General features: G+C 38.6%; 27 protein-coding genes. 9 read left to right on the forward strand and 18 right to left on the reverse strand.

Annotated elements, in window-relative coordinates:
* Positions 1–5: 5 nt before the first annotated feature.
* From MQE36_RS11005 to MQE36_RS11015, 3 genes are read left to right on the forward strand one after another with little or no spacing between them, the layout of a single operon-like run.
* Positions 6–326, forward strand: a complete 321-nt coding sequence (locus MQE36_RS11005) for a 2TM domain-containing protein (protein ID WP_242936025.1) — start codon at positions 6–8, stop codon at positions 324–326.
* A gap of 10 nt (positions 327–336) precedes the next feature.
* A complete protein-coding gene (locus tag MQE36_RS11010) occupies positions 337–654 on the forward strand; it encodes a 2TM domain-containing protein (RefSeq protein WP_242936026.1) in 318 nt (105 codons plus the stop codon).
* A complete protein-coding gene (locus MQE36_RS11015; protein WP_242936027.1) occupies positions 654–1409 on the forward strand; it encodes a LytR/AlgR family response regulator transcription factor in 756 nt (251 codons plus the stop codon). Before MQE36_RS11010 ends, MQE36_RS11015 begins: the two co-directional genes overlap by 1 nt.
* Here the strand turns inward: MQE36_RS11015 and MQE36_RS11020 are convergent.
* The 17 genes from MQE36_RS11020 to MQE36_RS11100 form a co-directional block, all read right to left on the reverse strand.
* Positions 1406–1828 carry a (4Fe-4S)-binding protein gene (locus tag MQE36_RS11020; protein ID WP_242936028.1) on the reverse strand — a complete coding sequence of 141 codons (423 nt, stop codon included), beginning with the start codon at positions 1826–1828 and terminating at the stop codon, positions 1406–1408. The genes MQE36_RS11015 and MQE36_RS11020 overlap by 4 nt on opposite strands.
* A gap of 33 nt (positions 1829–1861) precedes the next feature.
* Complete coding sequence (locus MQE36_RS11025; protein ID WP_242936029.1) at positions 1862–2902, reverse strand: acetylserotonin O-methyltransferase; 1041 nt, start codon at positions 2900–2902, stop codon at positions 1862–1864.
* A 375-nt stretch (positions 2903–3277) separates the two neighbouring features.
* On the reverse strand, positions 3278–4471 hold the full coding sequence (locus MQE36_RS11030; RefSeq protein ID WP_242936030.1) for an LETM1-related biofilm-associated protein: 1194 nt from the start codon (positions 4469–4471) through the stop codon (positions 3278–3280).
* A 269-nt stretch (positions 4472–4740) separates the two neighbouring features.
* On the reverse strand, positions 4741–5331 hold the full coding sequence (locus MQE36_RS11035; protein ID WP_242936031.1) for a superoxide dismutase family protein: 591 nt from the start codon (positions 5329–5331) through the stop codon (positions 4741–4743).
* A 59-nt stretch (positions 5332–5390) separates the two neighbouring features.
* Positions 5391–6077, reverse strand: coding sequence for a DUF2490 domain-containing protein (locus MQE36_RS11040; protein WP_242936032.1), 687 nt, complete (start codon positions 6075–6077; stop codon positions 5391–5393).
* Between the two features lie 14 nt (positions 6078–6091).
* A complete protein-coding gene (locus tag MQE36_RS11045) occupies positions 6092–9286 on the reverse strand; it encodes a WD40/YVTN/BNR-like repeat-containing protein (protein ID WP_242936033.1) in 3195 nt (1064 codons plus the stop codon).
* 75 nt (positions 9287–9361) lie between these two features.
* Positions 9362–9910 carry a PepSY-associated TM helix domain-containing protein gene (locus MQE36_RS11050; protein ID WP_242936034.1) on the reverse strand — a complete coding sequence of 183 codons (549 nt, stop codon included), beginning with the start codon at positions 9908–9910 and terminating at the stop codon, positions 9362–9364.
* A 69-nt stretch (positions 9911–9979) separates the two neighbouring features.
* Positions 9980–10552 (reverse strand): YdeI/OmpD-associated family protein, encoded by a 573-nt coding sequence (locus MQE36_RS11055; RefSeq protein ID WP_242936035.1) that lies wholly within the window; start codon positions 10550–10552, stop codon positions 9980–9982.
* A 371-nt stretch (positions 10553–10923) separates the two neighbouring features.
* Entirely contained in the window at positions 10924–11583 is a 660-nt protein-coding gene (locus MQE36_RS11060) for a hypothetical protein (protein ID WP_242936036.1), read from the reverse strand.
* A gap of 290 nt (positions 11584–11873) precedes the next feature.
* Positions 11874–12881 (reverse strand): GTP 3',8-cyclase MoaA, encoded by a 1008-nt coding sequence (gene moaA / locus MQE36_RS11065; protein WP_242936037.1) that lies wholly within the window; start codon positions 12879–12881, stop codon positions 11874–11876.
* A 255-nt stretch (positions 12882–13136) separates the two neighbouring features.
* On the reverse strand, positions 13137–14048 hold the full coding sequence (gene moaCB / locus MQE36_RS11070; protein ID WP_242936038.1) for a bifunctional molybdenum cofactor biosynthesis protein MoaC/MoaB: 912 nt from the start codon (positions 14046–14048) through the stop codon (positions 13137–13139).
* 3 nt (positions 14049–14051) lie between these two features.
* Entirely contained in the window at positions 14052–14495 is a 444-nt protein-coding gene (locus tag MQE36_RS11075; RefSeq protein WP_242936039.1) for a molybdenum cofactor biosynthesis protein MoaE, read from the reverse strand.
* Positions 14482–15570 (reverse strand): HesA/MoeB/ThiF family protein, encoded by a 1089-nt coding sequence (moeB, locus tag MQE36_RS11080; RefSeq protein WP_242936040.1) that lies wholly within the window; start codon positions 15568–15570, stop codon positions 14482–14484. The genes MQE36_RS11075 and moeB overlap by 14 nt, the downstream gene beginning before the upstream one ends.
* Before the next feature lie 10 nt (positions 15571–15580).
* Entirely contained in the window at positions 15581–16378 is a 798-nt protein-coding gene (locus tag MQE36_RS11085; protein ID WP_242936041.1) for an NTP transferase domain-containing protein, read from the reverse strand.
* Positions 16379–17122 carry a sulfite exporter TauE/SafE family protein gene (locus tag MQE36_RS11090; protein ID WP_242936042.1) on the reverse strand — a complete coding sequence of 248 codons (744 nt, stop codon included), beginning with the start codon at positions 17120–17122 and terminating at the stop codon, positions 16379–16381.
* Complete coding sequence (locus MQE36_RS11095) at positions 17119–17460, reverse strand: winged helix-turn-helix domain-containing protein (RefSeq protein ID WP_242936043.1); 342 nt, start codon at positions 17458–17460, stop codon at positions 17119–17121. Before MQE36_RS11095 ends, MQE36_RS11090 begins: the two co-directional genes overlap by 4 nt.
* Positions 17460–18635 carry a molybdopterin molybdotransferase MoeA gene (locus MQE36_RS11100; RefSeq protein WP_242936044.1) on the reverse strand — a complete coding sequence of 392 codons (1176 nt, stop codon included), beginning with the start codon at positions 18633–18635 and terminating at the stop codon, positions 17460–17462. Before MQE36_RS11100 ends, MQE36_RS11095 begins: the two co-directional genes overlap by 1 nt.
* A gap of 216 nt (positions 18636–18851) precedes the next feature.
* Here MQE36_RS11100 and MQE36_RS11105 point away from each other — a divergent pair, with 216 nt between their 5' ends.
* From MQE36_RS11105 to dsrP, 6 genes are read left to right on the forward strand one after another with little or no spacing between them, the layout of a single operon-like run.
* Positions 18852–19043, forward strand: a complete 192-nt coding sequence (locus tag MQE36_RS11105; RefSeq protein WP_242936045.1) for a hypothetical protein — start codon at positions 18852–18854, stop codon at positions 19041–19043.
* A gap of 5 nt (positions 19044–19048) precedes the next feature.
* The gene (locus tag MQE36_RS11110; RefSeq protein WP_242936046.1) at positions 19049–21373 is read left to right on the forward strand and encodes a molybdopterin-dependent oxidoreductase; all 2325 of its coding nucleotides are present in this window, start codon (positions 19049–19051) and stop codon (positions 21371–21373) included.
* 4 nt (positions 21374–21377) lie between these two features.
* Positions 21378–22070, forward strand: coding sequence for a nitrate reductase cytochrome c-type subunit (locus MQE36_RS11115; protein WP_242936047.1), 693 nt, complete (start codon positions 21378–21380; stop codon positions 22068–22070).
* Positions 22060–22698 carry a cytochrome c3 family protein gene (locus MQE36_RS11120; protein ID WP_242936048.1) on the forward strand — a complete coding sequence of 213 codons (639 nt, stop codon included), beginning with the start codon at positions 22060–22062 and terminating at the stop codon, positions 22696–22698. Before MQE36_RS11115 ends, MQE36_RS11120 begins: the two co-directional genes overlap by 11 nt.
* 25 nt (positions 22699–22723) lie before the next feature.
* Entirely contained in the window at positions 22724–23806 is a 1083-nt protein-coding gene (locus tag MQE36_RS11125; protein ID WP_242936049.1) for a 4Fe-4S dicluster domain-containing protein, read from the forward strand.
* A 25-nt stretch (positions 23807–23831) separates the two neighbouring features.
* Complete coding sequence (gene dsrP, locus MQE36_RS11130; RefSeq protein ID WP_242936050.1) at positions 23832–25055, forward strand: sulfate reduction electron transfer complex DsrMKJOP subunit DsrP; 1224 nt, start codon at positions 23832–23834, stop codon at positions 25053–25055.
* A gap of 15 nt (positions 25056–25070) precedes the next feature.
* Here dsrP and MQE36_RS11135 read toward each other — a convergent pair whose 3' ends face one another.
* Positions 25071–26411, reverse strand: coding sequence for a M28 family metallopeptidase (locus MQE36_RS11135; protein WP_242936051.1), 1341 nt, complete (start codon positions 26409–26411; stop codon positions 25071–25073).

Raw genomic sequence — 26411 nt, forward strand, 5'->3', positions numbered from 1 at the left:
ATATTATGAATTCATTCGATCAAGAAGATGCATATTTAAGAGCAAAGAAAAAGGTAGAGAACCTGAAAGGGTTTTATTGGAACCTGATAACATACCTGATCGTCATACCGGTACTGGCCTATGTGAACTATATGACAACCTGGGATGAAATCAAATGGTTTTGGTTTCCGGCATTTGGTTGGGGTCTGGGGATTGCTTTTCATGCTTTTTCAGTATTCGGCGCCCATAAGGTGTTCGGTAGGGATTGGGAAGAGCAAAAGATAAAACAGTTTATGGAAAAAGAAAAAAGAAGTACTGGTATTAATTATGGACAGGACAATGATTAAAACGACCAAGATGGAAAACTACAAAGAACAGGAGCTCTATCACAGAGCCAAAAAAAGATTGGATAAAATTAAAGGTTTTTATGGTCATTTAGCGAGTTATGTGATTGTAAATATTTTTCTTATTATTTTGATAGGCTTTTACAGCGGAGATGGTTTCTGGAGTTTTGAAACATTTGCAACGGCTTTCTTTTGGGGGATAGGATTGGCATTTCATGCCGTAGCTGTGTTTGGAATTGATGCTCTTTTCGGAAAAGACTGGGAGCAGCGAAAATTACAGGAGTTCATAAATCAGGAAAAAAACGAAATCAATAAAAGCAGATCATATTAATGGAGGTAATTGTTATAGAAGACGAAGCACCTGCTGCCAGACGGCTCAGAAGGATTTTACAAGCATTAAATGTTAAGGTTAGTTGTGTTTTACATTCGGTAGAAGAATCGCTTAACTGGTTTGAGAATAACAAGCATCCGGATCTTATTTTTTTAGATATTCAATTGTCCGATGGCCTGTCTTTTGAAATCTTTGAAAATATAGAAGTAAAAAGTGCCGTCATTTTTACTACTGCGTATGATGAATATGCGCTACAGGCTTTTAAGCTGAACAGTATAGACTACCTGCTTAAACCAATCGATGAAGAGGAATTAGCAAAAGCGGTAGAAAAATACAAATGTTTTAAGCCTAACCCTATAGCCGAACACATAGATTTCAACGATATAAAAAAACTGTTGGTTAACCCGTTGGAAAGAATATATAAAAAGCGTTTTTCAGTAAAGGTTGGTACTCACATTAAATTGATTCTTGTCGATGATATCGAATGTTTTTATAGTCATGATAAAGCAACGTTTATACATGCCAAGAACGGACGGGACTACCTTATTGATTTTTCGTTAGAAGCCTTGGCCGATGGGCTCGCCCCTGAAAATTTTTTCCGCGTAAGCAGAAAGTTTTTTATTAATGTCGATGCGATCAAAGATATTTTGGATTATTCAAACAATAGGTTAGAGATTAAGCTTCATGATTTTAACGAACATCAGATCATAGTAAGTCGTGACAGGGTAAAGGACTTTAAGAACTGGATATCTTAATCCTTGAAATTAACCTTCAGGTGCGACCCGTCGCAGTATGGTTTATTGTTGGAAGCTCCGCATCTGCAAAATGCTGTGGTTTTATTTTTTACTTCAATATTCCCTTCTTTATCCTGAACCTTCAGGGTTCCGTATATTAATAATGGACCATTTGGCAATACTTCAACCCGGGTGTCTAAACTCTTAGATTCTTTATTGTTTTGATCGTTCATGTAATAGCTGAGAGCCCCCGATGGGCATTTGGCTATTTGATCTTTTAATTGCTGTGTATCCGTGTTTTTGATTCGGATCCAGGGTTTGTCTTTAGGATTGTATACCTCTGGAAGTAATTTAACACAAATCCCGGAATGAATACATTTCCCGGGTTTCCAAACGATGGTCAGTTCATCATTACTATATTCTTTTATTATTTCGTCCATTGTTATTTATTTGAGTACAATAAGTTACGAAAATTATTTATAAGCAATAGCAGCAGATGCCGGACCGGCAAGAGGAATAAAAGATGCATTTTTAAATCCCACATCTAGTATCCACCCTTCAAAGTCATTAAAGGTATAGTCAAAACCTGTTTTGGTTTCCAGGAGCATGTTTAAGCTCATTAACAAACCAAAGGAGTTTTTCCGCCTATCATTGTCGATCAGGTTTTCGATCGCTACAAAAACACCTTCTTTTGGTAATGCTTCATATGCTTTTTTTATAAGCTTTTGCTTGTTCTCTTCATCCCAGTCATGTAATATATTCCCCATGACAACAATATCGGCAGCAGGAATTGGGTCGTTAAAAAAGTTGCCGGAAGCTACAGATACCCGGTCCGTAAGGTTGAATTTGTCTATGGTACTTTTAGCAATTGACTCGACTTCAGGTAAGTCGAAACTTGTACATTTCATATGCGGCTGATGCGTAGCTACCATTATTGAAAGTAAACCGCTTGAACCGCCTGCATCTGTAAGAGTGTTATACCTCGTAAAATCAAAAGTATTGGTAAAAGCCATAAAATTGCCCATTTGGGCACCACTCATGGCATCTATAAATTCTTTTAGGCGGCTTTCGTCTTTATATAGGTCATCAAATAGGTTTTCAGATGGATTATTAAATTCAATTTGTGAATTTCCTGTAGAAAGGGCTTCTTGTAGATTTCCCCAATTGCTGTAAAGCCTGTTGTTCATCATCTTTAAAATACCACCGATATAGGCTTTTTTATTCATATCTAAAAAAGCATCAGTGTCTTTAGTATTAAAATAAAGAGCTGATGTTAAGTTGCCTTCTTTTTCTAATAGGTTTAAGGCTACCAAGGCATCCAAAAAATCATAGAGATGCCTGTCCGTACATTGAAAGTTGTATGTTTTTTTGATTTCAGCTGCAGACATCGACCTGTGTACCGCCAAATGAGTGAATAAATCTAAATTTACGGCAGTAAGCAATGTTTTGGAAGCCCAAAATCCTGTGCCTATTTGCATTATATGACCTGGTTCTGGTTGTGAGTGATCTTTCATAATATGTATAGTTTATGGATTGAAAAAATACGCAGTTATACCATGATCGATTATAATTAGGGTAATTACCCGGCAATCGATATTTAATCTCGTTAACTATCTATAGTTCCGAGACTTTCCCCTGTGAAATACTTCTGAATGATTTCAAAGGACCGGCCTCAAAACCAAAGTGTTTTTTATATGAATGCCTTGTGGGTTTACCACGGGGTTCTACTAAGGTAAGCTATTTTTAGTTGATCCTGATATTGAGATAAAAAATATAGCAGGGGTGTCAAAAGAAACTTTGGCGATCCTTTGCTTGATTTTTTCTTACACAGATTATACCAAATCTGTGTGATAAGAATCTACTGTGTTTTTTAAGGGAGTGTAAATCGATTATTCTTCAACGCGGTTATCATCAAAGGCGGAGGGTAATAACTTTGGGATAAGTTTGATAAACAGAGGCAATAATATTGCGCCACCTGGTAAGGCAAATATAGCTAGTGAAGGAATAGACTTAAAAATATCGAGTAGTTGCTCACGCACCTTTTTACGTTCATCGTCAGATAATTCCTGGCTTGTTGATTTGCTAAGTAAAAACAAGAGTTCTTTACTTTGCGAAAGTTCTTTCGATAGCCTTTTACTGTTTCGGGTTATAAGTTTTTTTACCGTCTGGTTGGCATTGTCGTAGAATTGTTTGGCGGGATTCGCAACTTTAAAAATGCTAATCTTTTCTTTATTGGTATTGAAAAAAACAGTAACATGCTCAAGAGATTCTTCAATAGCCGTTTCTTTGAGCCCCAAATCGTGACCGATACCGAAAATAAAATCAGATTCTTTATACTCGAAGGTTTTATCTTCCCAGGCAGCCATACAGGCGATGTCAATAAGATATTTTTGTTCGGCTTTGTTCAGCCCGGATTTTAGTTCGCTCAGGTATGTGCCGTCGAAGTCTTTTACTGAGGTGTTTTGATGATAAGATAAGGATGCTTCGAACAGATAGAGGAGCTGTTCGTCATTTTTAGTTTTTTCTTCTTTTGAAAGCAAGGTATGGTATGCAAGGTTTATAATGATGCGTTCTAATTTTTTGGCATATTCTTTTGGAGATTCCTTGGTTTTAAGATAGTGATCAAACGTTAAAACGTCGACATAAAGCAAAGAGTTCGTAATGATCTTATTAAAACTTTTCGTCAGGATATTTTCATCGATTTGTACTCTGGAATGCAGGTATTTTTCTAATTTGGAGTCCGTTTTAGCACCTCCGAAAAGCTTGTCTATAAATGAAAAGTTCTCGCCTTCTAATTCTTTATAAAAGTTTACCGCTTCATTGATAAAAACGTTAAAATCTGTTTTTTGGTGATGAAAGGTATAGGTAAAGAATAAGGCTGTGATTAGGTTTATTTTAGCTAATTCATCTTCACTGTAGTCCAGGTGATAATTCAAGAAAGGTAATACTTCTACATTTGCTCCATACACAAAACCGGAAGTCCTTAAAACAGTATATAAATCTTCTTCATTAGCAAAGAGTTCTTCTTTCTCTTTAATTAATGAGCCAAATTTATTTATCCAACCTTGCGTTGAGGGATTCATGTAAAGCTATTTGTATTTCAAAAGTAAGACATATTTCGAAAACTAATAACCGAAGATGTTTAGATATCGTACTTAAAAGGTTAAAAAAACAGCCCTATGATTTATAAAGCGGTTGTTTAAAAAGTCTATTTTCGTTAGCCTGAACTCGTTTCAGGTTCTCAAAAACAAAAAGATTTAAAAGGTGATGAGATCCTGAAATAAAATAAGTGTGACACCACTTTTAATACTTTTTAAACAACCTCTTTATATAAGTTTATTTTTCGGGGAAATTATTCGATAATGCCTCCGCAGCTTACTCTTGCTCCGGCAGCACCACTTGGTTGAGATGTGAAATCGTCTGTTCCCTGGTGAACGATGACTGCTTTACCAACAATGTTTTTAGTTTCATCTTCACATCCGATACACCATTCGTCTGTTTTGAAAGTGATGGTCCCGTTACCGTTTTCATCTGCAGTAAAGTTGCCGATATCACCTTTATGGTATCCGGTTTCATCACCCCATTTACCGTGTTGTTCAAAAGTAGGATTCCAATGACCTCCGGTAGATGTACCATCAGGAGAACTGCAATCTGCTTTCTCGTGAAGATGAATAGCGTGTTCGCCGGGTGTCAGGCCTTCAAACACAGCTGTCAGGCTTACTTCGCCATTCTCCTCCCTGAATACGGCGCTTCCTTTTACGGTTGATTCACTCTTGGGAGTTAATTCGATGGTGATCTTTTTAACTTCTTCGATTTTCTCTTCGATAGTTGTCGTTGTTTCTTCTATAACCTCTTCTTTCTTTTCTTTTTTGGTATCGGATTTACAAGATACGGTTAGAAAAAGAGCTGAAATAGCAACCAGAGATAACGATATTTTTTTCATATTACATGTTTTTTCTGTTTCGAAACTTAAAGGTAATTATATAATATTGTTATACAAAATTACAGCTTTTCATTTCCAGATAAATCTGCATTAATGAATACACCCAGTTGTAAACGGTCAAACTTTGTATTGCTAAAGTGATTTTTCAGATACCCTAGTTGTACACTTACATTATTGTTGATTTTTGCTCCCAGGGCCCCGTATAACCTGTTTTGTCCGAAAACCGTATCCTGAAGGTTCAGGAAAATTTCGTCATAGACATTCATAAAGAAGGTTTCAGATAGCGGGTATGTAATTTGTAGTCTGTATCGAACCCTGTTTTGAAAATCGCTGTTTCCAGCAGCACTCAAAAAGCGTTGTTCTAACCGGTATCGGTGATTTAACCTGAACTTACCCCAGTTGTCTTTTACGACCAATTGCTGGTAAATCCTGTTTTCGGAGGCATTTGGTTCGTTCTGAAATTCAGCATACAATGCATCAGTTTCAATATAACCATAGCCTGCTGTGACCATGAAACGATCATTGATATGGTAATTGATACCAGTTCGTAATAACATCTGGTTAAAATTATCAGTCACTTCATAATATCTGAACTGGGCTTCCGTATGAAGGCTGAATTTTTCAGAAAGTTTATAGTTTCCGAAATACATATACCATGCCCCCAGTTCGTCTTCTCCCTGATCCTGAGCTTTTACAAAAAGTGTAGTTAAGAAAATACAAACGACCAATAATCGGTTTTTCATCATTGCTTATAAATTATTTATGGATTAATATTAAATGTTTCGGTTTTTTTAAACCTGGAAAATTCCGCAGCTTTCATTTTTTCCCGGTAAGCAGCCCATTCTTTATGAAAGAAAGTGTTGGTAGTTTTCAGCGCTGCCTCTAAAGCTTCTTTTGCCTGGGCCATCAGTCTTTTTTCTGTTGCAGTAATACCTTCGGGTCTGCTGGCAACATAATATCGGGCACTTGAAATCCTGCTGCTGACAGTAGGATCGGTACTACGGGTTATTCCCTGTCTCTTATCTATTTTCCCCAAATAGATGTTTATTACTGAATCGATCTTTTTCGAAATTTCTTTCGAGGCTTTAATTTCTTCGATGTATTTTTTCTTGTCCAGTTTTTCAAGGTCTTTTTGATAATCGGATGCAGTATGCTTGCTTTCCACTAATTGTTTTACAGCATCGGCAGTTGTTTGCTGATAAGACTCTAGTGTTTTGTATGCAGTGTATTTTTCATTAATTCCAGCCAGCGAAATATTCAATCGCGGATCACTTTCTACTGTAACCGAGGTTTCCTTACAAAGATCGCCATAGATTATTTTTATCGTATACGTACCCGGTTTTACAGAAACACCACTCCTTTCTGTTTGAGCTGTATGGATGATTCTGCCTGGAGAGTCAGCTCCCTTTTCATCCATGTTCCAGAATATGCGATGTATTCCATTTTCTTTTGGCGTTTTATATTTTAATGTCCTGATAAGTCGATCTCCATCGTAAATTTTAAGTTTGACGGTATCTTTAGTTGTTTTTCTGTTTCCTTCGTTGGTTTTATCTTCTTCTGGAGCCTCTTTTTTATTCTTTTCTTCTTTTTTGTTAAGGTAGTATGTGATCATGGCTCCAGCCTGCCTGTTGTCTCCGCTGTACATGGCATGCCCGCCGAAACGGCTTCCTGTGGGTTGTTGATATGCGGCCTGATAAGCTGTCGGCGGGTCGAATAGTACGATCTCCTCTTGAAGTATGTTTATATTTTGAGCGATTTCCCGTAATGGTCTGATATCATCCAGTACCCAAGCGGCACGGCCGAAAGTTCCAATGATAAGGTCGTGTTCCCGGGGGTGAATAGCCAGATCGGCAGTAGGAACGGTAGGATACCCTTTTGTCCATTTCGTCCACTTGTGTCCGGCATCAAAAGAAATATATAGTCCATCATCGGTTCCTAAGAAAAGTAATCCAGGTTCCTTTATATCTTCAATAATACTTAATGTGAAACTTTCAACGTCTTTTTCGTCAACAATACGCTCCCAGGTTTTACCATAATTTTTAGTGCGGTATGCATACGGGGTATAGTTAAACCTTCTATAGTCGTTTGCAATCAGCAAGGCTTCTCCTTTATTTTTATTAGAGGCTTTAATTTGTGCAATCCAGCTTCCTTCAGGCAAGCCTTTCAGTCCTTTGGAAATATCTGTCCATGTATTACCGCCATCACGTGTGATGTGTACTTTCCCATCATCCGAGCCTGTCCATAGCGTACCTTTTTCAACAGGCGAAGGCTCGATAACCAAAATCGTACAATGGTTTTCAGCCCCGGTGGCATCCATTGTGAGTCCACCGCTTTCACTCTGTTTTTGTTTGTTCGGGTTGTTTGTAGTAAGATCCGGAGAAATAATTTCCCATGTTAGCCCCTTATCGGTGCTTTTATGTACAAACTGGCTTCCAAAATAAACGGAAGAACTATGAAACGGGTCCTGTGCTATGGCGGAGTTCCAGTTGAAACGTAGCTTCATGTCAGGATCGGGGTGCGTTGGCCTTACTGAATAGCTGTCGCCTGTTATCCAATCGTAGCGCTGTACATATCCCTGTTGGCTCATGGCATAGCCATATCGGGAATTGTCTTTGTCAGGAACAACGTCAAATCCGTCTCCAAAAGCGATTTCCTGCCAATAAGAATTCCTGATTCCCTGGGTTTTCCATACATAAGCAGGCCCTCTCCACGAACCATTATCCTGCATTCCCCCATACACATTGTACGGGAATTCATTATCGACAGAAATATGATAGAATTGAGCAACGGGAAGGTTTCCGATAAACCGCCATGTTTTACCGCCGTCCCGGGTAATCGCCATTCCCCCGTCGTTCCCGTCGATCATGAAATTGCCATCTTCAGGATGGATCCACCAGGCATGATGGTCCGGGTGGATGCCATATTCGGAACCATAAGCAGGCATTAACTGGGAAAAGTTTTTGCCTCCATCTTCGGAAACATTTACATAGGTAAAGATCGAAAATACCCGATTTTCATTTTCAGGATCTACATATATTTCTGAATAATAAAACGGTCGATTGCCTATATCTTGTTTTTCATTAATCTTCGACCATTTAACCCCCCCGTCTTCACTTTTATACAAGGCATTTTTTTCAGATTCTACCAATGCATAAACTATATCGGGCTTGTTTTTAGCAATGGCAATACCGATCCTTCCGAGTTCGCCTTTTGGCAAGCCGTTTTCATCGGTTAACTTTTTCCAGTTTTCACCACCGTCATGGGTCATATACAGGCCGCTTCCTTCACCCCCGGATTTAAAGAACCAGGGATCGCGTTTATGTTCCCACATGGCTGCAATGAGTTTATTAGGATTACCGGGATCCATTACCATATCAGCAACCCCCGATTTTTTATTGGTGTACAGTATTCTCTTCCATGTTTTTCCTCCGTCTGCTGTTTTATAAACGCCTCTTTCTTCGTGTTTCCCCCACGGAGAACCAATGGCTCCGGCATAAACGACATCGGGGTTGGTCGGGTCGATTATGATCCTGTGTATATGTCTTGTTTTTTCAAGTCCCATTGATGTCCATGTTTTGCCACCATCCAGGGATTTGTAAATTCCATATCCTCCGTTTAAACTGTTTCTTGGATTCCCTTCGCCCGTTCCAACCCAGATAACGGAAGGGTTTGACTGTTGAATGGCAACAGAACCGATAGAAGCAGTAACTTCATTATCAAAGACTGGTTCCCATTTGATGCCGCCTGAAGTAGATTTCCATAATCCTCCCGAGGCCGTACCGACGTACATGATATCCGGGGTGTTATGAACAACATCAATAGCTGTAACCCGGCCACTCATCCCTCCCGGGCCTATGTTCCTGGGCTTCATGTTTTTTATCAGCTCCATAGAAAATTCCTGGGCCGTAAGTGTTATAGATGAAAGGATTAAAAGAAAGTATAGAATTCTTTTCATAGTTGGGTTCATTTTGATTCAGAATGTAAAAAGCTAAAAATAATTAAAAGAGATTTTTTAATTCTTAAAGTCTTGTTAATGCCCTTTTGATTTGATCTTTTTAATCTTCTTTGGTAAGAACCATAAATAAAAACCGCTGACAGATAAAATGATAAGTCCTATGGAGGTTAATGTTGAGTATATCAATTTAGATTCATCATTGTTCGTGCCTACGAAAAAGTCGACGATGGAACCATCGTGGATCATTTCTATGATATCGGCGGTTCTTTGTTCGACAGAAATAACTTTTCCTGTATAGCAATCGATCTGCAATTCTGTGAAATGATCTTCAAACCGGATTTTGGCAATCCCTTTTGTTGGTCTGAAATCAATACGGTTGAGGGTTGATGAGAGGTGCAGGGAGTCTTTAATAAAATTTTTAGCAATAGCTTCAATTTCTCCCAGCGATCTATACGAAGTGGCCGATTTTTCAACTTTGGCAGAGGCTGGTTTAAAATTAAGAGGTTCTTTCCAGGCAAGCAGCAAACCGGTAACACCCATTACAAACATGAACAACATTAAGGGCACAGCGATCCATTTATGGATCTTTCTGTAGAATCGTGATCTTTGAGCTACTTTTTGCAATAATAAAGGAGTTTAGGAAAAATTTTGCCTAAAATAAAGAATACGGACTGAAAAATTCTTAAAGTGGTGTTAACGGTTATTTCTCGATTTAATATTTTGCTCACATAGTATAATTATTTCCTGAATGCGTTTTTGCCTTGTGATTTCTCTTTTGGCTTGATTTAACCAATACAGGTAACTCTTTTTGTAGGTCTTGCTAAATGAAGAATAGTTATTGAAGGCAATGACGTTTTTATCAAATTCACTTTGCAGATCAGGGGGGACTACCAGATTCTCAACATCATCTAAAGCTTTCCAACTTCCGTTTTGTTTGGCAATTTTAATTTTGGATAACCCGGCCTCATGCATTAAATCTGCTTTGATAAGTTGCTCGATATAGGTTTTATTAAGTTTGCTCCAGACACTTTTCTCTTTCCTTGGACAGAAATATTGTTTTCTTTTTTCAGTACCAATTTTTTTTACGGTGCTGTCGATCCATCCAAAACAAAGGGCTTCCTGTACAGCCTCTTCCCATCTCATACTTTCAAAATCACTGCCGACTGTATAAAAGATCAGATATACTCCTTCTGATATAGAATGATTTTCAAGTAGCCAGGCACGCCATGCCGACCTGTTTTTAAAATAATGTATGGGCTTATTCATCTTGTTCTCCTGTAGAGAGTCATATTAGGTTTCAAAATGCAAGTTAGGCATTTCAATGAAAATGTCAGTAACCGGTCTTGGAGTAAACTCATATGATGACAGTCTAACAAAGATCATTCAGGCGGTGTACGGACAGGTTATAGGAAAACCTAAATAATATTCCGGTATAGGCAGGGAGTATTAACATAGATTGTCAAATAATGAAATAGCTCCAGGTACTTGATTAATATTCAGGAAGGATGATTTTGTGCCTGATTATTATTTAAAAACGGCAGGAGAAGAATCGTTATTATTCTTCTCCTGCCGTTTTACCCGATAATCGGAGAATTTAAATGTTCCGGGACAGGTTACCGACACAATTGTTTTATGTTTTAGTCACATCTGTTGGATCCGGCTACCCCGGCTATTTTTCCGTTACTTTCCCAGGTTTTTATACATTTTCTGGCTCTATAGTTATACCAAACTTTATAATCTCGGCCATCATCACGAAAACCTCTTTGCTCCCGGTACCCCATATTTTCTAATTCTCTATATGCTTTATATCTGTCCCAACCTTTTACATGGTTAACATTGTTACATTCATTTGATCCTGCCACACCTTTGATATATCCACCGGATTCCCATGTTTTAATACATTTTTTTAAACGTGAATTATACCAGACAGTATAATCACGTCCGTCATCATGAAAGTTATGTTGACGGTCATACCCCATACGGTCTAGTGCGTTATATGCCTTCCAATCCAGCATACCTTTGATATCATCAAGGTTGTTTACCCTGTCGTTACGGTTATTGGAACGATCATTATAACGGTTGTCATGTCTATCAGATGATCCGTTCATTCGGTCATAGCAATTTTGGTTCTTGGTTTCTACTACAAAGCGGACTTTACCATCATTAATAGTGGCAGCAACACAGCTTCTCCGTCTATCATTATACCAATATTGAATAATGCTGGAGCTGCTTTTTTCTACTCCGGCTAATTTGTATCCCATCTCTTTGAATTGATATTCAGCTGAGCTGGCCCGCATGTCTCTAAATTTTGTGAAGTCGGAAGATCTACTTTGGGAATGCAATGTGCATATGCAGAATGCAAATAATACGAGAGTTAATAAATTTTTACACATGATTTTATGATGTTGGTTAATATAAGGTTCTGATTAATAAGATATTATAAAGTTAAGCATTTTGTGTTATATAATAAATAGTAATAAGGTTATTATCACCATTTTAATGTTTGTGAACTGAAAGAGCAATTGTCTGAAAGGGGTATAAAAGCAGAGGTGTAAACCTTATAAATATTATGAGGGGTGGCAGGTGTTTACCCTCCTATGGTAGTCATATTGCGGTTTTTAGTATGTAACTTCGGATTTTTCAGTTTTTCGAGGGTCTCCATACCGCCTCTCATTTTGTATTTAGCGAGTACATGTTTTTGAATAGTAGACTCTATAGATTTCCCTTCCCTGAGCGGTGTCAACAAATCAGTCTCGGTAGATGAGAATAAACAATTTTTCATTTTACCGTTTGCAGTCAACCGTAGCCTGTTACATGAATCGCAAAATGGATTTGTTACTGAACTGATAATAGCGAAAGAACCTTTGTAACCTTCTATGGCGTAATTTTTGGATGTATCATTGGGTGCATCCTTTAACCGAATCACTTCGTCAGCCTTAAAAGTAGTATAAACCCGATCCATGATGTTTTTGTAAGAGACCATTTTAGATATATCCCATTTATTCCCATCAAAGGGCATGAATTCAATAAAGCGGACGCAGATATCGTGAAGTCTGGTCAGGTTGATAAAGTCTGTAATTTCATCATCGTTGAAGTCTTTTATAAGTACTGTATTCATTTTTACATCAAAACCTTCTTTAATGAGCAAAAGGATATTATTATAGACTTTTTCAAAATAATTTCTTCTGGTAACAGTGTTGAATTTTTCTGGATTCAGAGAATCGAGGCTTACATTTATTTTTCGAATATTGCACGCTTTCAAAGTGTCAATGTGCCTTTCAACATTTACAGCGTTCGTAGTTATGGCCAATTCAACTTGAAGTGAAGCTAGTTTTTTAAGGATAATATCAGCATCTTTTCTTACCAACGGTTCACCACCGGTAATCCTTATTTTAGAAACACCATGCTTAACGAAGAGCCTGGCAATATCATAAATTTCCTCGAAGTTCATGATATGGGATTTAGGAGATAGCACAACCCCGTCTGCCGGCATGCAATATGTGCATCGTAAGTTGCAACGTTCAGTTAGTGAGATACGCAAATAAGTGTGTTCTCTGTTAAATTTGTCCGTTAATATGTTGTTGTCTTTCGCCATAACTTTTCTAATGACGTTTCTTCGCTTGTTATAATAGTATTATTTTATTCTCCTGGGTTGTCTCCATGATTTTACTCGGTCATCGAGATTTAAATGCTCCGACGCTTGCCCTTGTGAAATGTTCCTAAAGGAATTTCATAGGGCTTGCGTCGAAATGTTTTGCCATGCGCCGGCCGGCTCCATCGCTAAAAAGGGCTACCAGACCTTTTCTTTACGCTTGACCCTCTCGTGGACTTGCCCCGAGGTCGTTTACAATCAGTCGTGTCTGGCACCTTTAAAAATTCTGAACAGATGTAATACAAACGGGAATATGGCATCCATAGACTCTTTTGCTCCGTTTGTAGATCCCGGAAGCGCTAAAACCAGACTGTCTTTATAAGTTCCGGCCACACTTCTGGATAGCATGGCATATGGCATTCTGTTCTGTCCATAGCTTCTTATGGCTTCTTCAATACCTGGTATGCGCCTATCCAGCATGGAAGATAATGCTTCAGGTGTTACGTCGCGTATGGATAAGCCTGTCCCTCCTGTAAAAATAATGAGATCAGCACCTTGCGATTGATAATTTCTTAACTTTTCACGAATAAGATCTTGTTCGTCAGGGATTACAGTATAGTCTTGTATACCGACATTACAAGCTTCCAGCCTTGAGATGATGGCCTTTCCTGCTTTATCTTCTTTATCTCCTTTGAAAATAGTATCTGAGCAAACGACTACGGCAGCTTTGATATCTTTTCTAAAACGATCGGTATAATCTGATTTTCCGCCTTTTTTGCCAAGTAGTTTTACCTGATGTATTTCAATATCTTTATCAAGGGGCTTCAACATATCATACATATTTAAAGCAACGATACTTGCTCCGTGCATAGCTTCAACTTCTACGCCTGTTTTATAAATAGTTTTAACGGTGCACAGGACGGTAATTTCTAATCCGCTAATCTCATAATCGATGCCCGTAAATTCAATCGGCATAGGGTGGCAGTCGGGTAAAAGTTCCGGGGTTTTTTTTACACCCAGCAGTCCTGCAGCCTTGCTCATAGAAAAAACATCGCCTTTGGGAACAGTGCTGTTTTGAATGGCATCGATCGTTTCTTGTTTGCTTACTTTCACGATTGCCTGTGCAGTAGCAACTCTTAAGGTGTTTATTTTATATGTAATATCGACCATAGCTTAATTATTAACTTTCCATTGGTGTGTTTCGTCTTCAAAAATCTCTTTCCCAAAAATTGGAACTTTGGCTTTGATCTCTTCTACAAGGTATTCGATGGCTTTAAAGACTTCTTTTCTTCGGGGAGATGAAACAAAAACAAACAAACAGATTTCCCCGGCATTTACCTTTCCTAGACTATGATGAATATGCATACATGTTAAGTCGAATTTTTCGAAGGCAGCTTCACGTATCTCGTAAAATTTTTCATTAGCCATTTCTACATGTGCCGTGTAATCGATAGCTGTGACCGTTTTACCGTCTGATTCATCAGCACGAACCTGACCCAGAAAAATATCATGGGCTCCAATACTGGTTTTAGTCTGGTGCCTGGCAATGGAATTGGCTATAAAATCGGCACTTACGGCCCCTTCTGTAAATACGTTTTTAGGCTTATGCGTTTTCATGATGAATACTTTTTAAATGTTGTAACAGTTCATGAGCTCCTTCTTTTAAAGAAAAGCATGAACTTATCGTATTTTTTTGAGCTATTTCAAGGGCCTTTTTACTTCTGATTCCTGATTGACAAAAGAAAATTTTGGTTCCGGAGTCCGGTAATTTATCAACTTCCCCTGAAAGTTTAGTCAACGGAATTTCTATAACGTTGTGAGTTTTTAATTTTGGTTCTTCATGTGACTCTCTGACATCGATAAACCGGACATCATTTATAGCCGGAATATCTTTTATGGAAATGAGTGTGTTTGTTTCGCAAAAAACAGATAATTCCTTTTGTTCAAAAACGGATCTCTCCTGTAAAACTTTATCAATTTGTTCCTCGATACGGTTTACATTCAATGTAATGGTTTGATTGTTGAGAGCATTGTAACACAATAGTTTTCCGTTTAGAGGCTCTCCGATACCAAGAATAAGCTTCAGGGTTTCATTGGCTTGCAGTGTGCCTATAATGCCGGGTAATACTCCCAGTACTCCGATTTCAGAACAGTTAGGAACACTTCCTTCAGGTGGTCGGGTAGGGAACAGGCATCTGTAGCTGGGCCCGTTATTATAGTTAAAGACGGCTACCTGCCCTTCAAACTTGAATATGGCGCCGTAAACTAAAGGTTTCCTGGAGAGAATACAGGCGTCGTTTACCAAATACCGGGTCTCAAAATTATCACTGCCATCAACAATAATATCATATTGGGCAAAGAGAGGCAGCGCATTTTGAAACGTTAAAGTTTCCGGATAGGTATTGATTATAATCTGATCGTTGAGGTCTGCCAACCGCTTTTTGGCGGCTCGTGTTTTATTCATTCCAAGAGTGCTTTTGCCATATAGAATCTGACGTTGTAAATTAGTTTCATCTACGATATCAAAATCTATGATTCCAAGCGTACCTACGCCGGCTGCTGCCAAATATTGTAAAATAGGACAACCAAGTCCGCCGGCCCCAATAACAAGGACTTTGGCCTGATTTATCTTTTTTTGGCCCTCAGTACCAATTTCAGAAAGAATAATATGTCTGTTGTATCTATTAGTCATCGTATAAAATTTATCCGCCGGCAAAAGGCGGTAATAAAGCAATTTCACCGGTAATTACAGGAGATGATTCATCTACAATATCATTATTTTGAGCAAACTGATAATGCATTTCATTAAGTTTAGGATATTTAATCAAAAGTATAGATGAAAGTTCATGAACTGTTGTGCCGGAAAACACTATAAGTTCTTCGCTGCATTGAGTAACTTCTGCTAACATTCCAAAATAACGTACTTTGATCATGGACTGGATTTTTATAAATTCTTTTTTTGTGTTCACATTGGATAACAATTTCCAGTATTTTTTTTCTAATTCAACTGTTTTAACGTTTAATCGATTGAGCGCCATCCATACCCTTTTTTCATTGTTTTGTAACAATTCATAAATAATCGGCATACAGGATTTCTTGTATAAAGCTACCAGAGGCATGGTATCAGAGGCTATTTTAAACTGTACCACATCTGATCCGTCTGCATGACCGATCAGTTTTTTTAACACAGTTGGTGATATAAGCGGAACATCACAGCTTACAACCAAATTAAATACAGTTTCTGAATGATATAATCCGGTATAGATGGCTGCTAATGGTCCTGCATCCGGAAAAATGTCGTCATATCGTTTGATCCCTGATGTGTCATGTACCTGGCGACTGCTTATAAGCATAACATTATTTACAAGAGGCTGTATAGCATCGGCAATGACATTGATAAAGGATTTGTTGTTATAGTTTAAGAGTCCTTTATCTGTACCCATTCGGGTACTGTTGCCACCCGCAAGTATAATTCCTGTTATGTTATTTTTATGGATCATTTACACTAAAAATAATTTAATGGAAGCTAACACCAGTACAAAAGCAAGCAAGTATCTTAGATTATTATTGCTGAATTTTTTACTACCCAGAAAACCGCCCAGAAAACCGCCAATTATCGCTATGCCTACTAAAGCAAAAGATTGATAGTCCAGGGTAACACCTGTACTGATTTGGCCGATCAGTCCCGCTGCTGAATTTACCCAGATAAAAAGAGCTGAAACAGCGGCTGCTTCTTTCATTTTCCCCCAATGAAGCAATAGTATTACCGGACTGAGGATGATACCACCACCAATACCTATAAGTCCGGAAAAAAAACCGATAGCACCACCAACCAAGAGTCCCTGCCAGACTTTCACGTCTTTAATAATATCACTTTCTTTACCAAATACATTAAGCATTTTTAAAATGGCAAAGATTAATAATACTCCCAGGATTTTTTTGTAGATCGAGGCATCTAATTCAATTGTACCTCCAATAAAAGCCATAGGAACGGAGGCCAAAGAAAATAACAGAAAAAGTTTTTTATTAAAATAACCTTCTTTATAGTAATGATAAAAAGCAATTCCGGCTACAAACAAGTTTAACAGGAGCGCTGTAGGTTTCATTACTTCAGGCGCAAAAGAAAACAGGGCCATTAGTGCCAAATAGCCACTGGCACCGCCATGACCAACAGTAGCGTATAAAAACGATACTATGGGTAATGCCAGTAAAAAAGGCCATATCATAATAAGATTATCGATCATAAACTTTCAATCCGACTGGTTTGCTGATCTAAAAAATCCCAGCACTTTTTATTGATTTCTTCAAACGCTTCTATTAGCTTCTTTCCATATTTAGTAATGTTCGTACCTCCGCCATTTTTTCCTCCAATAGCAGTTTCGACAACAGGCTTTTCTGATGATTTGTTTATGGCGTCAATCAGATCCCAGGCCTTTTTATATGACATATTGAGTGATTTTGCGGCTTTAGAAAGAGAACCGTATTCTTCAATAGACTTTAATAGTTTAACCCTGCCATGCCCTAATAATACATGATCATCGGCCTCAATCCATATTCTGCTTTTTATTTTGTAATTCATCATTAAACTGGTAGAGGGATCACTTCAACAACATCACCCATATTAATTTTCTGTACTTCTTCAGGGATAAAAACCAAAGCATTGGCAATGGCAAATGTTTGTAACATAGCAGAGCTTTGACCTTCCAGTATTTCTACAGTATCTCCATTGAAGATAGCTTTTAAAAATTGAGGCCTGTCGCCTTTTTTAACAAACTCATTGACTGATGAGGCTTTAAATTCAGACAAGTGATGATTTTTATTCCCTGATATTAATTCTAAACATGTTCTGACATAGATATAAAAACAGCTTAAGGCGGCAGCCGGATTTCCCGGCAATCCGAAAACAGTGGTTTTGCCTTTTTTTCCATAATAAAGGGGTTTTCCGGGTTTTTGCTTTACTTTGTAGAATAATTCTTTAACCTTTAATTCTTTTAATGCTTTCCCTACAAAATCATAATCTCCGACAGATATTCCGCCGGTAATTATAACCATTTCATAGTCATTCATTAACTTATCGATAAGTTCGAGGGTGGCTTCATAATCATCTTTTACCCTAAAGGTTTCAATATCGTGAAAGTTAACAGAATTCAGTGCCGAATAGAGCATTGTTATATTGCTTTCATAGATTTTACCTCTTTCAAGCAATTCACCCGGAGCTATAAGTTCATTTCCTGTGCTCACAATAGCGATGCTTGGTTTTCGGGTAATATTAACTCTGGCGATTCCTAGTGAGCTTAAAAAACCAATCGCAGCCGGGGTTAACAGGGTTCCTTTTGGAAGCGCTATCTTTCCAAGTTGAACTTGTTCGCCGATGGGACGAATATTTTCTTGAGGAGAAATCCGGGACTCGATTTTGAGGCGATTTTCATCTACAACCACCTTCTCCTGCATAATTACGGCGTTGGCAGAATCTGGAACAGGAGCCCCTGTGAAAATCCTGACTGCGTCGCCCGGGTTTAATATTATTTGCCGGGAATCACCAGCTTTTATCTCTCCAATTAAATTATACTGTTCATTTTCGTGTAAATTTAGTGCATACCCGTCCATGGCAGATTGCCTGAATGGCGGCATATGGATGGGAGAAATTACATCTTCTGATAAATAATAGGATGTAGCCTTGTTAAGGTCTACAAACTGACTTGATAGAGAAACGGAATTCTTGATGATTTGATGATATGCCTCAGAAATACTAACCATAGGTTAATTAATGTTTTGTTTTTATATTATGAAAAAGGCTCAATACCGTTATTTACCTTCAAATATAGCGAAATTTAAAAAAAAGGTTTTGTGATAAATGTCATCTTTTAACATCAATATTTTTTTGTAATTTGTATGTGATTCAACCAAAACAACCTTTCTATAATGCCGATAATAAGCTATTTAGCTCATCCTTATGAAGGTAAAAAGGACAAATTGATCCAAGAATTATCTTGTATCGAAGGATGTGAAGTTATTCCTGCTCAAAATGAAGAGTTACTCATTATTGTAACAGATACTTCCAATAATCAAGAAGAAGAAATCCTTAAAAGCAGGCTGGATGCTATCTCCAGTTTAAAATTATTAACCATGGTCTCCGGTTTCGAAACTCCAAAAGAAAAAAATTAAGGCATATGTATACCTCTTTAACGAATAGAAGAAGTTTTATTAAAAAAATGGCCGTGTTGTCGGCAATGACCGCTGCGGCAACAATGTTTCCCGGTATTTTATTTGCCGAAGAACAAGAGAAAGGGCTACCAGATGGAAATTTAAATTGGAAAAAAGCACCATGCAGGTTTTGCGGTGTGGGATGTGGTGTTTTAGTAGGAGTAGAAAACGGAAAAGCCGTTGCGGTTAAAGGAGATCCGAAATCACCGGTAAATAAGGGTTTATGCTGTGTTAAGGGGTATCATTCTGTAATGGCTTTATATGGAAAAGACAGACTAACCAAGCCGCTGGTAAAACAAAATGGCCGTTATGTAGAGACTTCAATGGATGATGCCTTAGATCTTATAGCCGCTAAAATGAAGGAAACGATTAATGACCATGGCAAGGATGCTGTTTCAATATATGGTTCCGGTCAATGGACTATTCCTGACGGTTACGTGGCATCCAAATTGTTTAAGGGGTGTATAGGAACGAACAATGTCGAGGCTAATGCCCGTTTATGTATGGCGAGTGCCGTTACCGGTTTTATGACTTCTTTTGGTATTGATGAACCTATGGGGTGTTATGACGATATAGATCATGCAGATGTTTTTATCTTGTGGGGAAATAATATGGCAGAAATGCATCCGGTTTTGTTTTCCAGGTTATTAGACCAACGAATGAAGCGTGGTGCTAAAATTATTGATTTTGCTACGCGTACAACCCGGACCAGTATGGCAGCCGATAAGTCGATTTTATTTTTGCCGCAAACTGATTTAGCTGTAGCCAATGCTATTTGTTATGAAATTATCAATAACGGGTGGGTAAATAATGAATTCGTAGCCAGATATTGTAATATAAATAAAGGTCTGACCGATATCGGTTACGGACTGGAAGATATAAATAGCTTTAAAGACCAACCGGAAAAAATTGATTTTGAAGCTTACAAAAAGTTCCTGGAAGACTATACTCCGGAAAAAGTAGAAAAATATGCTGGTGTTTCTGCTAAAGATATTAAATATATGGCATCGTTTTATGGCGACCCTAATAAGAAAGTAATGTCATTATGGTGTATGGGAATGAACCAACACACCAGAGGAACCTGGATTAATAACCTTGTGTATAATATTCACTTGCTTACCGGAAAAATATCAACGCCGGGAAATAGTCCGTTCTCTCTAACCGGACAGCCAAGCGCATGTGGTACCGTTAGAGAGGTAGGTACTTTAACACATAAGCTGCCACATGGTGTTGTGACGAATAAAGAACACCGGGAATTTGCAGCTAAAATCTGGGATGTGCCTGTTGAGAACATCCCGGCAAAACCAACGTATCACACTGTTGAAATGTTCAGAGCTTTAGACAGGGGAGATATCCGCTTTATGTGGATACAGGTAACCAATCCCATGGTAACAATGCCAAAGCTGAAACGTTATCGCGATGGTGCTAAAAAGGAAGGGCGCTTTATAGTGGTTTCAGATGTTTATCCGACGCCGACAACAGACATAGCGGATGTTATATTGCCTTCGGCTATGTGGATTGAACGAGAGGGGATGTATGGAAATTCGGAACGCAGAACACAATATTTTGAACAGATGGTAGCACCTCCGGGTGAAGCCATGAGTGATACCTGGCAAATTGTTGAGGTTGCAAAACGAATGGGTTACGAAAAACAATTCTATTATAAAAAGGACACTCATATTGAGGAAATATATTCGGAGTATCGTAAGCATCACGATAATAAAAAGCATAATATGGCTCCGTTAGAAGTTTTGAAGGAAAATCCGGGAATGCAATGGCCGTACGTTGAAGGAAAACCAACCAAATGGCGTTTTAATGCTAAATACGATCCTGCGTGTACCAATGATGGAGAATTTCATTTTTACGGAAAGCCGGACGGCAAAGCTGTAATCTGGCAACGGCCTTATGAACCTGCACCTGAGGAGCCAGACAAAGAATATCCGTTCTGGCTAAATACCGGCAGGGTAGTTGAACACTGGCACACGGGATCAATGACCAGAAGAATACCGGTACTTCATAAAGCGATGCCGCATGCATACGTTGAATTAAACCCGGAAGACGCTGACCGAATGCAAATAAAGAACGGAGACAAAGTAAAACTGACAACAAGAAGAGGAGAGATTACTTTGCCTGCATCTGTTAAGCAGCGGGGTATCCCGGCTCCTATGCAGGTTTTTGTTCCGTTTTTTGATGAATCAATGCTTATAAATGATATTACACTGGATTCTTTTTGTCCGATCTCTAAAGAACCTGATTATAAAAAATGTGCTGTAAGAGTTGAAAAAGCTTAAAACCATGAGAAAACGTATAGGCATTATATCATTTTTTGTGTTACTTTTTTTAGCTTTTATTACGGTATGGAACCATAGCTATCAGGAGGGCTTAAAAGAGGCGTATATACCTTTGAATGGCGATAGGATTACTCCGGTAATTCCATCAGAGAGTGGCGTGTTCCAGCGCTCTCAATATGCACTTGATTACGCAAACATGCCTGTAGATGAAAATCATCAGAGATCATTGGGGACTTATTATAACAACAGAGCTTATCAAGGAGCACCTCCAAGTATCCCGCATCCGGTGAAAAACGAATTCAGCTTCGGTGAAAATACGTGCTTGCAATGTCATCAAAATGGTGGTTTCGTTCAAAAGTTTAATGCCTATGCTCCGGTAACACCACACCCTGAAATGATTAATTGTCGTCAGTGTCATGTTTCCCAAAACACAAACACTTTGTTTAAGAAAACCGATTTTGTTAAACTTTCCCCACCGGAAGTGGGCGTGAATAATGCCTTGCAGGGTAGCCCACCTGTTATTCCTCATCAGATTCAAATGAGAGAAAACTGTCTGGCTTGTCATGCCGGTCCTGCAGCGCCAAAAGAAATCAGAGTTACACATCCCGAACGAATTAATTGCAGACAGTGCCATGTGTTAAATAATAATGATGCTGAATCGATAGGTGTTTTTATAAGAAATAGCAATGAAAAATAATTATAAGTTCATATCCGGTGTATTATCTATCCTTTTTTCAGGTATTCTGTTACAATCTTGTAAACATAAGGAAGGTGAATATCATAGTATAAATGATAAAATTGAAGCTAAAAGCAAAAACTATCACGGCACTGTGATTTCATCTGAAGAGTTTACCGGAGATTTAAAAACAGTGGAAATTACAGAAGGATCTCACACTTTTTTGATTCCTGAACGAAAGTCTCAGATCAAATCCTATGCCTGCACCGAGTGTCATACCAAGCCACTCGATCAAATGCATGGGGTAGATTTAAATGATGGTCAAAAAGCACATTGGGATGTGAAGTTGATTCATGCTCAGGAGAATACCATGAATTGTGTTACTTGTCATGATGGGAAAAACACGAATGCCCTTAAAAGCATAACCGGTGCCGGTATTGATTTTAATAAGAGTTATCAACTCTGTAGTCAGTGTCACAGTAAACAATTTGAGGACTGGAAAGGCGGAGCTCATGGTAAACGTATTGGTGGTTGGGCTCCACCAAGAGTATCGATGACATGTGTTAATTGTCACAATCCTCATCAGCCGGCTATTCAGCCTAAATGGCCTGCCCGATTTAATACTCAAAAAGTACGAGAGCGAAAATAGTTGTAAAGAAAAACACTAATAAGGTATGAGCGATAAAAAATGGTTATCATTAAACATCGGAAAAAAGAATAAAGCTCCGTCATCGTGTAGTTGTGGAGGCACAACCGGAAGCTGTGGTTCAGGGAATACAACTAATAATACCGGAATCGGTGAGGAGCGCCATAAAGATGGCTTTGAACAGGTTTTTGATGTGAAAATGGATCGCAGAACGGCTTTCAGAAAACTAACGGCCAGTTTGATGATAGGAGCAGGTGCGGTTAGTACATCATGTAGTATGATGGCTGGTGATGAAAGTAAAGAAAAAGCACAGATAGACTGGGAAGAACAATTTAAGGGAAATTACAAGTTGATGACGGATGAGGAAAAGAAGGCAACGGTAGACAGGCTTGTTCGATCATACCAGTTACGTACAGGAAAAAATATAAGCATGTCTTCTAAAGATGCGGAAGAAAATGTGCTGTTCGGGTATGCTTTTAATATTTCCAAATGCCAGGGATATATGGATTGTGTTACGGCTTGTGTAAAAGAAAACAATCAAGACCGAAACTCTCAGATGGAATATATTCGAATTCATGAGATGAAAGATGGAAAAGGATTAAATTTTGGAGAGGCAGATGATAATTATTACCATGAAGTTCCGGCTGAAGGACATTTTTATCTAGGAACTCAGTGTTTTCATTGCGATAATCCTCCCTGTGTTGATGTATGTCCGGTACAGGCTACATGGCGTGAGGATGACGGCCTTGTGGTTGTAGATTATGATTGGTGTGTTGGGTGTAGGTACTGTATGGCTGCTTGTCCTTATGATGGAAGAAGGTTTAACTGGAGTACACCAGAGGTTCCTGAAGAAGAAATTAATAAAGACCAGCATTATTTAGGAAATCGGCTTCGCAAAAAAGGGGTAATGGAGAAATGCACTTTTTGCGTACAGCGATCAAGATCGGGTCAAAACCCTGCTTGTGTCGAGGCTTGTCCAACCGGGGCCAGAATTTTTGGAAACCTTTTGGATCCAGACAGTACTATAAGATGGGTGTTGGAAAATAAAAAAGTATTTCGATTGAAAGAAGACTTGGGAACTGAACCTAAGTTCTGGTATTTCATGGACTAGTTATTAATTATAAGTTGTATCCGAAATGAGAAGGCTAAAGGTGTTTAAAAGCTTAGTGGTTGACAGCTTGAGTGTAATAACTCATGGCTCTAAAAAGTATCATATCTGGATGGGGTTCTTAACCTTTGTAATGTTGATAGGGATGTATTGTTACTCTATTCAATTAGACCAGGGATTAAGTGTGACAGGTATGACAGACAGGGTTAGCTGGGGACTGTATATTTCAAACTTTACTTTTTTAGTCGGGGTTGCAGCAGCAGCCGTTATGTTGGTAATGCCAACCTACGTACTTAAGGATATAGATTTTAAACAGGCAGTGCTGATAGGTGAAGGTCTGGCTGTGGCAGCTTTAATTATGTGTCTGGCTTTTGTAATAGCAGATATGGGAGGGCCATCTGTACTTTGGCATATGATTCCGGGAATTGGGGTGTTTAACTTCCCCAGTTCTATGCTCACATGGGACGTAATAGTCTTAAATGGTTATTTGTTCTTAAATATCAGTATTCCTTTTTATATCTTATTCCGCCATTACCAGGGTAAGGAGGCAAAGCATAACGTATATCTGCCAGGAGCTTTGATATCGGTTTTTTGGGCCGTTGGAATTCATTTGGTAACCGCTTTTTTGTATCAGGGGCTGCAAGCTCGCCCTTTTTGGAACAATGCTTTATTAGGACCTCGGTTTTTAGCTTCAGCTTTTGCAGCGGGGCCGGCTTTAATTATTTTAGTATTGGCCATTATCAGAAGCTCAACGACCTTTAAAATAGAAGATAAGACCATCAAAAAGATAGCGATGGTTGTTACGGTAGCAGCTCAGGTGAATCTTATAATGCTTATTTCAGAATTGTTTAAAGAATTTTATGCTCCGACACATCATAGTGAAAGTGCCTATTATCTGTTTTTTGGTTTACATGGAAAGAACGCATTGATCCCGTGGATATGGACAGCAATTTCATTAAATGTTGTAGCAACATTTATCCTTACTTTTCATAAGTTGAGAAACAACCTGAAGGTGCTTTATTTTGCATGTATGATTTTATTTATAGGGATATGGATTGAGAAAGGATTTGGTTTAATAGTTCCGGGATTTATTCCGGGTCCTTATGGAAAAATAGTAGAATATACCCCTACCGCAATAGAAATAGGGGTAACGATTGGGATTTGGGCTTTAGGAGCATTCTTATTTACTATATTGGCTAAGACAGCGATAAATATTGAACTGGGGAAATTAAGGTATAAGTCTGATAACTAATTACTATGTTTTGATTTATCGTATGATCCCGGAAGGAAATGTTACGATACTTTCATACCCGTTTTTACCAATTGCTGAGACCCCAAACAGATAATTATCTATAACGATCCCCTCAAGAGTAAATTCTTTTACATTCCCGACAAATCTGCTGTGATCCCATGTGGGGGATGTAGTATCCCTCCAATAAATTTTATATCCTAAAATATCTTTATTGTCTGACGGCTGACTCCATTTTAACTTTACGGACGGTTCGACAATACCTCCAATGAGCACTTCGATCGGGGCAGGAGGCGCCCATGCAATACTTGCCAGGTTGATGGCATTTACAGCTGTTAGCTTTTTTACATAATTAAAATGAACCCCCTCGATAACATCACCATATTGAATACCATTTTCAGTTCTGATATCCTGATGCTGCCTGTTGTAATTTTCATGAGCCTCCATAATTCTGACCCCGGCAAATCCTAAATCGTTAAATGGCCTGTGGTGACCACCCCTCCCAAAGCGGTCGAGCCTGTATACCATCATCGGGTTCATTTCGGGCATATATTTTTGGGTTGTCTTGTAAATGTATCTGGCCAATTGTCGTGAAATGCCATCAATCTCACCACCATAAAACCGTCTCATATTACGTTCCTTTTCGGTTTCGGCAGGAGGGACCGGCTCAGAAAAGACCCGGAAAGTACGGTTGTCAATTACCCCATCAATCCCTTCAATATTACCGATCATGTCATTATTCAGTACACCAATTATATCCCAGCCGTTTTTTTTGGCATATTCGGCCAAACCCTTACCTCCAAAAAGACCTTGCTCTTCTCCCGAGAGCCCGACATATACAATACTGTTTTCAAATTTATATTGCGATAAAACTCTAGCTGCTTCAATAGTTCCGGCCAATCCGGAAGCGTTGTCATTTGCTCCCGGAGCATCAGAGGTGAAATTGTTGGGGTCGGAAACACGGGAGTCAATGTCGCCACTCATGATAATGTATCTGTTCGGATATTTGGTGCCTCGTTGAATGGCCACTACATTTATAACCCAAACATCATGAACAATACGATTGTTGGAGCCTTTCTCCACAAAGTTCTTTTGGAAGAAAACCTCCAGGCAATTGCTACAATCTTGTGAAATTTTATCGAATTGCGATTTTACCCATCTTCTGGCGGCTCCGATTCCTCTAATGTTTGAAACGGTATCGCTTAAAGTGTGGCGTGTTCCGAAACCGGCCAGGGCGCTAATATCCTTTTCTAATCTTTGAGCTGATATCTCTTCAACGATATTATATATTCTTGTATCTGTCTGACTTTGAACAGAAATGACGGTCAGCAGAATAAATAAAAGAGTGGTTTTTTTCAT

Origin of the sequence: Zhouia spongiae, assembly GCF_022760175.1 — a bacterium.
Classification (GTDB): domain Bacteria; phylum Bacteroidota; class Bacteroidia; order Flavobacteriales; family Flavobacteriaceae; genus Zhouia; species Zhouia spongiae.

Coding starts and splice junctions, on each gene's coding strand:
- moaA (WP_242936037.1), bottom strand. CDS start 12,881: ATGGCGAAAGACAACAACATATTAACGGACAAATTTAACAGAGAACAC.
- MQE36_RS11015 (WP_242936027.1), top strand. CDS start 654: ATGGAGGTAATTGTTATAGAAGACGAAGCACCTGCTGCCAGACGGCTC.
- dsrP (WP_242936050.1), top strand. CDS start 23,832: ATGAGAAGGCTAAAGGTGTTTAAAAGCTTAGTGGTTGACAGCTTGAGT.
- MQE36_RS11120 (WP_242936048.1), top strand. CDS start 22,060: ATGAAAAATAATTATAAGTTCATATCCGGTGTATTATCTATCCTTTTT.
- moaCB (WP_242936038.1), bottom strand. CDS start 14,048: ATGGTCGATATTACATATAAAATAAACACCTTAAGAGTTGCTACTGCA.
- MQE36_RS11090 (WP_242936042.1), bottom strand. CDS start 17,122: ATGATCGATAATCTTATTATGATATGGCCTTTTTTACTGGCATTACCC.
- MQE36_RS11075 (WP_242936039.1), bottom strand. CDS start 14,495: ATGAAAACGCATAAGCCTAAAAACGTATTTACAGAAGGGGCCGTAAGT.
- MQE36_RS11005 (WP_242936025.1), top strand. CDS start 6: ATGAATTCATTCGATCAAGAAGATGCATATTTAAGAGCAAAGAAAAAG.
- MQE36_RS11010 (WP_242936026.1), top strand. CDS start 337: ATGGAAAACTACAAAGAACAGGAGCTCTATCACAGAGCCAAAAAAAGA.
- MQE36_RS11125 (WP_242936049.1), top strand. CDS start 22,724: ATGAGCGATAAAAAATGGTTATCATTAAACATCGGAAAAAAGAATAAA.
- MQE36_RS11055 (WP_242936035.1), bottom strand. CDS start 10,552: ATGAATAAGCCCATACATTATTTTAAAAACAGGTCGGCATGGCGTGCC.
- MQE36_RS11025 (WP_242936029.1), bottom strand. CDS start 2,902: ATGAAAGATCACTCACAACCAGAACCAGGTCATATAATGCAAATAGGC.
- MQE36_RS11045 (WP_242936033.1), bottom strand. CDS start 9,286: ATGAAAAGAATTCTATACTTTCTTTTAATCCTTTCATCTATAACACTT.
- MQE36_RS11110 (WP_242936046.1), top strand. CDS start 19,049: ATGTATACCTCTTTAACGAATAGAAGAAGTTTTATTAAAAAAATGGCC.
- MQE36_RS11095 (WP_242936043.1), bottom strand. CDS start 17,460: ATGATGAATTACAAAATAAAAAGCAGAATATGGATTGAGGCCGATGAT.
- moeB (WP_242936040.1), bottom strand. CDS start 15,570: ATGACTAATAGATACAACAGACATATTATTCTTTCTGAAATTGGTACT.
- MQE36_RS11115 (WP_242936047.1), top strand. CDS start 21,378: ATGAGAAAACGTATAGGCATTATATCATTTTTTGTGTTACTTTTTTTA.
- MQE36_RS11035 (WP_242936031.1), bottom strand. CDS start 5,331: ATGAAAAAAATATCGTTATCTCTGGTTGCTATTTCAGCTCTTTTTCTA.
- MQE36_RS11020 (WP_242936028.1), bottom strand. CDS start 1,828: ATGGACGAAATAATAAAAGAATATAGTAATGATGAACTGACCATCGTT.
- MQE36_RS11030 (WP_242936030.1), bottom strand. CDS start 4,471: ATGAATCCCTCAACGCAAGGTTGGATAAATAAATTTGGCTCATTAATT.
- MQE36_RS11040 (WP_242936032.1), bottom strand. CDS start 6,077: ATGATGAAAAACCGATTATTGGTCGTTTGTATTTTCTTAACTACACTT.
- MQE36_RS11100 (WP_242936044.1), bottom strand. CDS start 18,635: ATGGTTAGTATTTCTGAGGCATATCATCAAATCATCAAGAATTCCGTT.
- MQE36_RS11135 (WP_242936051.1), bottom strand. CDS start 26,411: ATGAAAAAAACCACTCTTTTATTTATTCTGCTGACCGTCATTTCTGTT.
- MQE36_RS11060 (WP_242936036.1), bottom strand. CDS start 11,583: ATGCGGGCCAGCTCAGCTGAATATCAATTCAAAGAGATGGGATACAAA.
- MQE36_RS11085 (WP_242936041.1), bottom strand. CDS start 16,378: ATGATCCATAAAAATAACATAACAGGAATTATACTTGCGGGTGGCAAC.